Source organism: Nocardioides sp., assembly GCF_050699375.1.
Taxonomy (GTDB): Bacteria; Actinomycetota; Actinomycetes; order Propionibacteriales; family Nocardioidaceae; genus Nocardioides.
The window spans coordinates 19,349-29,286 of sequence record NZ_JBOHDN010000280.1; the positions used below are offsets into that span (position 1 = coordinate 19,349).

Consider the following 9,938-nt stretch of genomic DNA (forward strand, 5'->3'; position numbering starts at 1 on the left):
AAATTCATGAAGGCCAAGCCTTGTTGTGCCCCGGCTGCGACACCAAGAGAGACGCCAGTCGCGCCAGCCACGTCGTACGCCGCCAAGGCCTCACGGAGCACCCGTGGCCAGCTGTTGATCCCGGCAGGCTCGTTCGCGATGGGCGACGCGTTCGGCGAGGGGTACGACACGGACGGCGAGACCCCGGTGCACGAGGTGCGGCTCGACTCGTTCCGGATGGACGCGACGACGGTCACGAACGCCGGGTTCGCGGCGTTCTGCAAGGACACCGGCTATGTCACCGAGGCCGAGGAGCTCGGGGTCTCGGCGGTCTTCCACCTCGCGTTCCGGGGTGGGCGCGGGGATGTGCTCCACGAGGTCGCGGAAGCCCCGTGGTGGTGGGCGGTCAAGGGTGCGTCGTGGCGCCACCCGGGCGGCCCGGCATCGAGCATCCAGGATCGTCAGAACCACCCGGTCGTGCACGTCACGTGGCACGACGCCCAGGCCTACTGCGCCTGGGCGGGCAAGCGGTTGCCGACCGAGGCCGAGTGGGAGTTCGCTGCCCGCGGTGGACTTCAGGGCAGCCGCTTCCCCTGGGGTGACGAGCTCACGCCGCGTGATCGCTGGCGGTGCAACATCTGGCAGGGCGACTTCCCCCGCACGAACACCGCGGACGACGGCCACGTCACGACCGCACCGGTCAAGACCTATCGCCCCAACGGGCACGGCCTGTGGCAGATGGCCGGCAACGTCTGGGAGTGGTGCGCCGACTGGTTCCACGCCGACTACTACGCGGACAGCCCGGTCGCGGCCCCTCGTGGTCCGGAGGCCGGCACGACACGCGTCATGCGTGGCGGGTCCTATCTGTGCCACGACTCCTACTGCCATCGCTACCGCGTGGCCGCCCGGTCGAGCAACACGCCCGACTCGGCCAGCGGCAACATCGGATTCCGCTGCGCCAACGACGCGGACTGATCCCGCCTGCCCCTTCACGACCAAGCCATGTGGCTTAAAGGAGTCGAACCATGACGGCCGCTTTCCCCGAGAACCAGCAGGCTTCCGCGAACCGGCCCAACGTGGTCGTGGTGCTGCTCGACGATGTTGGATTCGGAGCCGCCGGCTCGTTCGGTGGTCCGGTCGACACGCCCACGCTCGATGGGCTGGGGAGCGAGGGCCTCCGCTACAACCGCTTCCACACCACCGCGATCTGCTCGCCGACCCGGGCGTCGCTGCTGACCGGGCGCGACGCGCACGTCACGGGAGTCGGCACTGTGCTCAACTCGGCGTTCGACCACCCGGCGTACAAAGGGGTGCTGCGGCCCGAGACCGCCTCGGTCGCCCGCGTACTCCAGGACGGGGGCTATGCCACCGCGTGCATCGGAAAGTGGCACCTGGCGCCGGCATGGGAGTCGTCCCAGGCCGGACCGTTCGACCGCTGGCCGACAGGGCAGGGCTTCGACCACTTCTATGGCTTCCTCGGCGGTGAGACCCACCAGTTCCACCCCACGCTCTACGCGGGCACCGCGCCGGTGGAGCCACCGACCCGACCCGACTACCACCTGACAGAGGACCTCGTCGACCAGTCGATCGAGTGGATCCGAGGACAGCAGGACCCGTTCTTCCTCTACCTCGCACCCGGGGCCACCCACGCGCCGTTGCACGTCCCCGGTGCCTGGAGCCGGAAGTACGCCGGTCGCTTCGACGCCGGTTGGGACGCGATGCGCGAGGCGACCCTGCGCAGGCAGAAGGAGCTCGGTGTGCTGCCCCCTGGGACGACCCTCACGCCGCGGCCTGAGGAGATCCCGTCCTGGGACAGCCTCAGCGACGAGGAACGCGTCGTGGCCGCCCGGCTGATGGAGGTCTACGCCGGCTTCCTCGAGCACACCGACGTCCACCTCGGGCGACTCGTCGACGAGCTGAAGCAGACCGGGCGCTTCGAGAACACCTTGTTCTGCTACATCGTTGGCGACAACGGCAGCAGCGCCGAGGGCGGCCTCCCCGGCAGCCTGAACTACATGGGCGCGCTCCAGGGCCTGCAGGAGTCCACGGCCCAGCAGATCGAGGGCCTGGACCGTATCGGCGGCGCCGAATCCTACGCGCAGTACCCCGCGGGCTGGGCCTGGGCCATGACCGCGCCGTTCCAGTGGATGAAGCAGATCGCCTCGCACCTGGGCGGGACGCGCAACCCGATGGTGCTCTCGTGGCCCGACGGCGTGAGCGATCGCGGAGCGCTCCGCAGCCAGTTCTCTCACGTCAACGACCTCGCCCCAACGATCCTCGAAGTGGCGGGCATCGCGGCACCCGAGCGCGTGGACGGTGTCGAGCAGTTGCCCATGGACGGCACCAGCCTCGTCTACTCCTTCACCGACGGCGATGCTCCCGAGCGGCACGAGACCCAGTACTTCGAGGTCAACGGCCACCGGTCGATCTACCACCGGGGCTGGCTGGCCTCGGCCCATCACGGGGGTGTCCCGTGGACGGTCGGCCGGCCGGGAAAGCCGCGTGACTTCGACGAGGACGTCTGGGAGCTCTACGACCTGAGCACCGACTTCAGCCAGTCCGAGGACCTCGGCAAGAAGGAGCCGGAACGGCTCGCCGAGCTGAGGACGCTGTTCGATCAGCATGCGGAGAGGGTCGGGATCCTGCCCCTCCGCGACGCCCGCGTCTCGCGAACCCGCATGCCGACGCTGACCGAGGACCGGACCAGCTTCACCTACCACGCGAGCGACGTCGGCATCCCCGAGAGCCAGGCCCCGCGGATGCTCGGCCGGTCCTGGCATCTGCGGGCTCGGCTCGACCTCACGGGCGAAGCCGAAGGGGTCATCGCCAGCATGGGTGGCGAGGCTGCCGGATGGGTGCTGTGGCTCGATCCCGAGGGATGCCCGGTGCTCACCTTCCGTACCTTCGAACGCGCCAGGCTGGAGCTCCACGGTGAGGAGCTCGGGGCGGGTCGCCACCTGCTCGAGGTGGTCTTCGCGTACGACGGGGGCGGGCGTGGCCGCGGCGCCACGATCAGCCTCGTGCACCACGGTTCCGTGCAAGACAGCGGACGGATCGAGGTGACGCCGCCGGCCGTCTTCTCGATCGACGAGACCTTCGACATCGGGGTCACATCCGGGTCGCCCGTCGGCGGCTTCCCCGCGTCGTACCCCTTCAGCGGCGGGACCATCGAAGGCGTGGACATCGAGGTGGACGGATGAACGATCAGGGCAGCCTGCTGGGATTCCGGTCAGTGGGATCGCCATCGATGTGGTGGCGGTCACACGGCCTAGCCTGCCTTATCTCGTCAGAACGGGAACGAAACGACCGAAGGGAGCCCAGCTGATGCGCAGGATCGCGTGGCGGGCCGGAGAGCTGTTGGGCGTGCTGTTCATAGTCAGCTTCGGCGTGTTCATGCTCCTCACGCTGATGCCCGGCGACCCGGCCGTGGCCATCCTCGGCGAGGGCCACCCCCCGGCCGACTACGAGGCACTCCGGCAGGAGCTCGGCCTCAACGACCCGCTCCTCGTGAGGTACTGGGACTGGCTGTCGGCCGCGGTCACCGGTGACCTCGGGACCTCGCTCGTGCCACCGCAGAGCGACGTCTCCGACCGCATCCTCGGCGCCCTCCCGGTCAGCGTCCAGCTTGCCGTGATGGGTCTGCTGATCGCACTGGTCCTGGCCGTCCCGCTGGCCATGTGGTCCGCCGCCCACGCCGGCGGCACCGTCGACCGGATCATCAGCGCCGGAATGTTCGCGGTCCTCTCAGTGCCCTCCTTCCTCGCCGGGCTGCTGCTCATCATGGTCTTCGCCAACGGGCTCGGGCTGTTCCCGCGGGCCCAATGGGTGCGGATCAGCGAGGACCCCGTCGCCAACCTGCACCACGCCGTGCTCCCTGCGATCGTGATCGCGCTGATGGAACTGGCGCTGTTCACCCGGATCCTGCGCAACGACCTGATCGTCACACTCAACGAGGACTACATCCTCGCGGCCCGAGCCAAGGGCATGCCGGCCTGGCGGATCCTGGTCGCCGACGCGCTGCGGCCCTCGTCGTTCTCGCTCGTGACCCTGATGGGCATCAGCCTGGGACGGCTGGTCGGCAGCACCGTGATCGTGGAGTATCTCTTCGCCCTCCCCGGCATGGGCTCGATGATCGTCACCGCCTCCGGCCAGGGCGACTTCCCCCTGGTGCAGGGTGCGGTGCTCGTCATCGCCCTCGTCTATGTCGTTGTCAACGCCGGTATCGATCTCTCCTATGGATACCTTGACCCGAGGACCCGCCGTGCTCATGCCTAGTCGAAAGCGGCGTACGCCGCACCGCACCCGCGAGCTTGTGATCGGTGCCGTCCTGACGACGGCCGGCCTCGGCCTCACCGGGTTCGGCTGGAGCACGCCACTGCTGCCTCTCGGAGGCAAGGCAGCGCTGTTCCTCGGCGGTCTCGTGCTGGTCCACCAGGGGTCCTCGCGCCTCCTGCGGGCGCTCCTCGGACGCCGAATCGACCTCGTCTTCATCGTCAGCATGGTCTGGCTGGTCGGACTCGTCCTGCTCGCGCTGCTCGCTCCGTTGCTCCCGCTCGCAGAGCACCGCGACGTGGCGAAGACCCTGCTGGAGCCTGCCAACATGGCGCCACGGCTGCTCACCGACCATCCGCTCGGCACCAACGGTCAGGGCCTGGACCTGCTGTCCCGGTCGCTGCACGGCGCACGGACCTCGCTGATGATCTCGCTGATGGCCGTCACCATGGGCACGCTCGTCGGCGGCTCGATCGGAGTCGTCGCCGGCTACCTCCGCCACGGAGTCGACAGCGTCGTCGGGGTCCTCACCAATGCACTGCTCGCCGTGCCACCGCTGATCCTGCTGATCGCGCTGAGCACGTTCCTGGACCCGAGCCTGCGCAACATGGCGCTGGCCCTGTCCCTGCTGACGATCCCCGGCATGGTTCGGCTGGCCCGCGCCAACACGATCGCCTTCGCCCAGCGGGAGTTCGTGATGGCGGCCCGGCTGATGGGCGCGAGCCGCTCTCGGGTGATGGTCCGCGAGCTGGTGCCGAACGTGATCTTGCCGGTCTTCTCGATGGCAATCGTGATCATCTCGGTGCTCATCGTGGCCGAGGCGTCGCTGAGCTTCCTCGGCCTGGGCATCCAGCAGCCCGACCCCACCTGGGGCAACATGATCGCGGAGGGTGAGGGCGGAGCCATGGAGGACCACCCGCACCTCGTGCTGGTGCCCGGCGCCTTCCTGTTCCTGACCGTCTTCTCCTTCAACCTGCTGGGCGAGAAGGCCCAGAAGCGATGGGACACGAGGAGTGCCAAGCTGTGAACATCCTTGAAGTAGAAGACCTCCACACCGTCTTCACCACGCCCCGCGGGGTGATGCGCGCGGTCGACGGCGTCTCGCTGTCACTGCGGGCCGGGGAAACCCTCGGCATCGTGGGCGAGTCGGGTTCGGGCAAGTCCGTGCTCGGCAGGACGATCATGGGTTTGATCGCCGACGACGCGACGACGTCGATCTCCGGCTCGGTGCGCATCGGCGGTCATGACATGCACGCTCTGAAGCCGAGGGCGCGCCGCCGGCTCTGGGGACCCGAGGTCGCGATGGTCTTCCAGGACCCGATGACCTCCCTCAACCCCGTCAAGCGGGTCGGCACGCACATCACCGAAGCGCTCCGGCTGCACCTCGGGCTCAGTCGCAAGGACGCGTACGAGCGGGCCGTCGACCTGCTCCGCCAAGTCTTCATCCCCGAACCGAAGCGGCGGATGAGGCAGTATCCCCACGAGCTCTCCGGAGGAATGCGCCAGCGCGTCGTGATCGCGATGGCACTGGCCTGCGACCCCAAGCTGCTGATCGCCGACGAACCCACCACGGCCCTCGACGTGACCGTGCAGCGCCAGATCCTCGACCTGCTCGCCACTCTCGCCTCCGAGCGCAACATGGCCACGATCCTGATCAGCCACGACCTCGGCGCCGTCGGGGGCCGCACCGACCGCGTCGCCGTGATGTACGGCGGCCGCACGGTCGAGACCTCGGACACCTCCCGAGTCTTCGCGAACCCCGTCCATCCGTACGCCGAGGCGTTGCTCGCCTCGAGCCCGCGCATCGGCGACGCCCCGCACACGGTGCTCCGGGCGATCGAGGGTGCGCCCCCGAACATGCTCACGCCGCCCACCGGGTGCAGCTTCGCGCCGCGGTGTCGTCTCGCCACCGACCGGTGCCACGAGGAGCAGCCCGAGCTGCGGGAGCTGACGGACGGGGACGCCACCCACCTGGGTGCCTGCCACTTCCCGCTGCTGCGAGTCCACCAGGAGGTGAGCTGACATGGCTGGAAGCGGAACCGCGCACATGCGACCCGACGTCGAGCCGGTGCTCTCGGTCGACCAGATGGTCGTGGAGTTCCCGGTCGGCCGCAAGCAGGTCGTGCACGCCGTGTCCGGGCTGAACATCGACCTGCTCCCGGGAGAGACCCTGGGCATCCTCGGCGAGTCCGGGTGCGGCAAGTCGAGCGCCGGCCGGGCGGTCATGCAGGAGCCGCCGCCGACCTCCGGCTCGGTGAGCCTGGGGGCAACTGAGCTGACCGGGCTGAAGATCCGCGAGCTGCGGAAGGCCCGGTCCAAGATGCAGATGATCATGCAGGACCCGGTCTCCTCGCTGAACCCGCGGCGCAAGGTGCGTGACCTGGTCGCCGAGGGACTGGCGATCTGGGGCTTCGACGGGGACGACCAGGACGCGGCCATCCGGGAGACGCTCGTCGCCGTCGGCCTCGATCCCGACGTGGTCTGGGACCGACGGCCCCACGAACTGTCCGGTGGCCAGTGCCAGCGGGTGTGCATCGCCCGGGCGCTGATGATGAACCCGGAGGTGCTGATCTGCGACGAGCCGGTCTCCGCGCTCGACGTCTCCGTCCAGGCCCAGATCCTCAACCTGCTGGAGAGGACCAAGGAGAAGTTCGACTTCTCGATGATCTTCATCGCCCACGACGTCTCGGTCGTGAAGAACATCAGCGACCGGGTGATGGTGCTCTACCTCGGCAAGACCTGCGAGGTGCTGCCGTCGACCAATCTGGAGACCGCGGCAGTGCACCCCTACACCCGCACCTTGATCGCCTCGATCCCCGGCGGCGAGGAGATCGCGCCGGTCGACGTGTCGCTGTCGGCAGCGGCCACCGAGCTGCCCTCGCCGCTCAACCCACCGTCGGGGTGCCGGTTCCGTACCCGCTGCCCGCTGGCGACGGAGCAGTGCGCTGCCGAGGAACCCCAGTTGCGAAGCGTCGGTGAGGGCCACTTCATCGCCTGCCACAACGTGGCACTGTGATGGCGGACCAGAACGTCCAGCTGGACGCCGCCTGGGAGGCGATGACCCAGCACCTGCTGGCTGCAGCGGACGTCATCCGGGCAGACCCCCGGGCCGAGGATCCGGCGATCCGCGCCGCCGGCTACCGATACCTGCTCAACCTCACGAACGCGGCACTCGAGCAGAAGGTCTTCAGCGCGGACCGGGACTATCCCGAGCACGGGCGGTTGCAGGACAGCACCAAGCGCTATGCCACCGAGTCCCCGGACTGCTTGTTTGGGGTCACCTCACTTGACCCGGCAGGCACATATCGGGTCAGGGTGACCGGCGGAAGCCCCCACTACCTCGGGTTCACCGTCTATCGGGACATGGACCACTATGGGAACTCGCGCGGCGCGGCGAGCGGCGACTTCGCAGCCCTCTTCACGGCTGCGACCGGTGCGACCCTGGCCAGCACGTCGAGCCCCGGAAGCCTCAAGCTCGATGACAACGGCGACTGTGAGTTGATCCTGTCCGCCGAACCGCACGAGGGCAACTGGCTGCCGCTGACGCCAGGTGCCGATCACGTCGTCAGCCGCCAGTACTTCTACGACTGGGACACCGAAGAACCCGCGCACGTCTCGATCGAGCGCCTGGACGCGGCGGGGCCGGGACCGGTCGCCGAAGTGGCCGCCGTGCTCGATGAGGTCGTCGGGTTCGGACAGCTGGTCGAGGGATTCGCGCGGACCTGGGCCAGGTTCTACAACCTCAAGGCCGAGCGCAAGCTCAACATCCTGGTCACCGAGCCTCCGCTCGATGCGTCCTACGCCGGCGACGGCGGTTACATCTCCTATGGTGGCGGCTTCTTCGACCTCGCCGAGAACGAGGCGGTCATCGTCGAGTTCACGCCGCCCGAGTGTCACTTCTGGAACCTCGCGCTCGGCGACGTGTGGTCGCAGTCCCTCGACTACACCTTCCGACAGACTCACCTCAACGGCTTCCAGTCGCGGTTGGACGACAGCGGCGTCTTCCGGGGTGTCATCGCCCACCGGGACCCGGGTGTGGCCAACTGGTTCGACACCGCCGGCAACCGGTTCGTGCACGTGACCTACCGCTGGTGGCTCGCAGCCCAGCCGGACGTGGTGACCCCGGCCTCGAGGATCGTGAAGTTCGACGACCTGGCCCGCGAGCTCGACCCGGCCACTCCACTGATCACGCCGGAGGAACGTCGAGACAGCCTCGACCGACGCCGTCGCGCTGTCCTGAAACGTTACCGCCGCTAGGAGAGAGAAGTCATGGGCTGCCAGCCACCCGATGCCATCGGGCTTGCCGAGCTGATCCGGAAACGGGAGCTGAGTCCCCGCGAGGCGGTCGAGGACGCGATCGCCCGGATCGAGAAGCACAACCCGTCGCTCAACGCCGTGATCGCCACACGCTTCGAGGAAGCGCTGGCGGACGTCGACGCGGGCCTCCCGGACGGGCCGCTGCACGGCGTACCGGTGCTGATCAAGGACCTCAACATGGATGTCGCCGGGCTGCCCAGCAGCCGCGGCAGCCGGCTCTTCGCCGACCACGTTCCGGAGTGCGACTCCGAGCTGGTGGCCCGCTACAAGCGGGCCGGCATGGTCGTGCTCGGCACCACCAACAGTCCCGAGTTCGGCCTGAACGCCAGCACGGAGCCGCAGCTGCACGGGCCGACCGGAAACCCACGGGATCTCACCCGTTCGCCGGGAGGGTCCAGCGGCGGTTCGGGTGCGGCGGTCGCTGCCGGCCTGGTGCCGGTGGCGCACGCGAGCGACGGTGGCGGCTCGATCCGGATCCCGGCGTCGATGAACGGCCTCTTCGGGCTCAAACCCAGCCGGGGCCGGGTCACACCCGCGCCGGCTCCCTCGACCCTCAGCGGACCGTCCTCGGTGCACCACGCCCTGACGACGACGGTCCGCGACAGCGCGCTGCTGTTGGACATCGGCTCCGTGCGCGTGGCCGGAACCGCGATCGGCGTACCTGCCCTGACCTCGCGGCCGCCCCGGCCGCTGCGAATCGGGCTCACGACTGCTTTCACGGATGGCCCCGAGACAGATCCGGAGGTGGTGGCCGCCGTCGAGGACGCGGCCCACCTGTGCGCGTCGCTCGGGCACATCGTCGTTCCCGTCGACGCGCCATGGGCGCCGGGCGCGGCGTCCGCCCAGACCGCGCCGCTGATGGGTGTCACCTTCACCACGGCGGTCCAGGACCGGCTGGCCGAGCTCGGCCGCGATCTTCGAGAGGACGACCTCGAGCCGTTCACGCACCTGCTGTTCGAGCACTACAGCAGCCTGCCCGCCACGGAGCTCTCGCGTGCACTGAGCGCTGCCCAGCGCATCGGCTGGCAGGTGGGTGCGGGCTTCGATCAGTACGACGTCCTGCTGACGCCGACACTCGCCCGCCGGGTGCCCGCCCTGGGGCTGCTCGACACGACCCGGCCCGCGACGATCTACGAGCACGGCAGTGTGTTCTCGGCGTGGACCAGCGTCTTCAACGCCACCGGCATGCCGGCCATGTCCGTGCCGCTCGGGACCGACAGCGACGGCCTCCCGATCGGCGTTCAGTTCGCCGCCGACCTCGGCCAGGAGCGTCTGCTGCTCGCGCTGGCCGCACAGCTGGAGGAAGCGGCCCCCTGGACTCGCACGGTCTGAACGGACCTGAGCGCCAAGGAAGCCCGGCCCCATGGGGC

8 protein-coding genes are annotated in these 9,938 nt (G+C 69.1%); all 8 read left to right on the forward strand.

All coding sequences use genetic code 11. The features are described from left to right. Nucleotides 1–6 precede the first annotated feature (6 nt). The 8 genes from ACRDPS_RS20270 (at nt 7) to ACRDPS_RS20305 (ending at nt 9,900) form a co-directional block, all read left to right on the forward strand. Complete coding sequence (locus tag ACRDPS_RS20270; protein ID WP_431503466.1) at nt 7–954, forward strand: formylglycine-generating enzyme family protein; 948 nt, start codon at nt 7–9, stop codon at nt 952–954. Between the two features lie 50 nt (nt 955–1,004). Next, complete coding sequence (locus tag ACRDPS_RS20275) at nt 1,005–3,179, forward strand: arylsulfatase (protein WP_431503467.1); 2,175 nt, start codon at nt 1,005–1,007, stop codon at nt 3,177–3,179. Nucleotides 3,180–3,303: 124 nt separating this feature from the next. Beyond that, complete coding sequence (locus tag ACRDPS_RS20280; protein WP_431503468.1) at nt 3,304–4,254, forward strand: ABC transporter permease; 951 nt, start codon at nt 3,304–3,306, stop codon at nt 4,252–4,254. Continuing rightward, nucleotides 4,247–5,278, forward strand: coding sequence for an ABC transporter permease (locus ACRDPS_RS20285; RefSeq protein ID WP_431503469.1), 1,032 nt, complete (start codon nt 4,247–4,249; stop codon nt 5,276–5,278). Before ACRDPS_RS20280 ends, ACRDPS_RS20285 begins: the two co-directional genes overlap by 8 nt. Next, nucleotides 5,275–6,273, forward strand: a complete 999-nt coding sequence (locus ACRDPS_RS20290) for an ABC transporter ATP-binding protein (RefSeq protein WP_431503470.1) — start codon at nt 5,275–5,277, stop codon at nt 6,271–6,273. The genes ACRDPS_RS20285 and ACRDPS_RS20290 overlap by 4 nt, the downstream gene beginning before the upstream one ends. Before the next feature lies 1 nt (nt 6,274). After that, entirely contained in the window at nt 6,275–7,267 is a 993-nt protein-coding gene (locus tag ACRDPS_RS20295; protein ID WP_431503471.1) for an ABC transporter ATP-binding protein, read from the forward strand. Further along, nucleotides 7,267–8,508, forward strand: coding sequence for a hypothetical protein (locus ACRDPS_RS20300; RefSeq protein ID WP_431503472.1), 1,242 nt, complete (start codon nt 7,267–7,269; stop codon nt 8,506–8,508). The genes ACRDPS_RS20295 and ACRDPS_RS20300 overlap by 1 nt, the downstream gene beginning before the upstream one ends. Nucleotides 8,509–8,520: 12 nt before the next feature. Then, nucleotides 8,521–9,900, forward strand: a complete 1,380-nt coding sequence (locus ACRDPS_RS20305; RefSeq protein WP_431503473.1) for an amidase — start codon at nt 8,521–8,523, stop codon at nt 9,898–9,900. Nucleotides 9,901–9,938 lie beyond the last annotated feature (38 nt).

What these genes read in the sequence shown, in the direction of transcription:
- ACRDPS_RS20285 (WP_431503469.1), top strand. Translation starts at nt 4,247, where the DNA reads ATGCCTAGTCGAAAGCGGCGTACGCCGCACCGCACCCGCGAGCTTGTG.
- ACRDPS_RS20275 (WP_431503467.1), top strand. Translation starts at nt 1,005, where the DNA reads ATGACGGCCGCTTTCCCCGAGAACCAGCAGGCTTCCGCGAACCGGCCC.
- ACRDPS_RS20305 (WP_431503473.1), top strand. Translation starts at nt 8,521, where the DNA reads ATGGGCTGCCAGCCACCCGATGCCATCGGGCTTGCCGAGCTGATCCGG.
- ACRDPS_RS20280 (WP_431503468.1), top strand. Translation starts at nt 3,304, where the DNA reads ATGCGCAGGATCGCGTGGCGGGCCGGAGAGCTGTTGGGCGTGCTGTTC.
- ACRDPS_RS20295 (WP_431503471.1), top strand. Translation starts at nt 6,275, where the DNA reads ATGGCTGGAAGCGGAACCGCGCACATGCGACCCGACGTCGAGCCGGTG.
- ACRDPS_RS20300 (WP_431503472.1), top strand. Translation starts at nt 7,267, where the DNA reads ATGGCGGACCAGAACGTCCAGCTGGACGCCGCCTGGGAGGCGATGACC.
- ACRDPS_RS20270 (WP_431503466.1), top strand. Translation starts at nt 7, where the DNA reads ATGAAGGCCAAGCCTTGTTGTGCCCCGGCTGCGACACCAAGAGAGACG.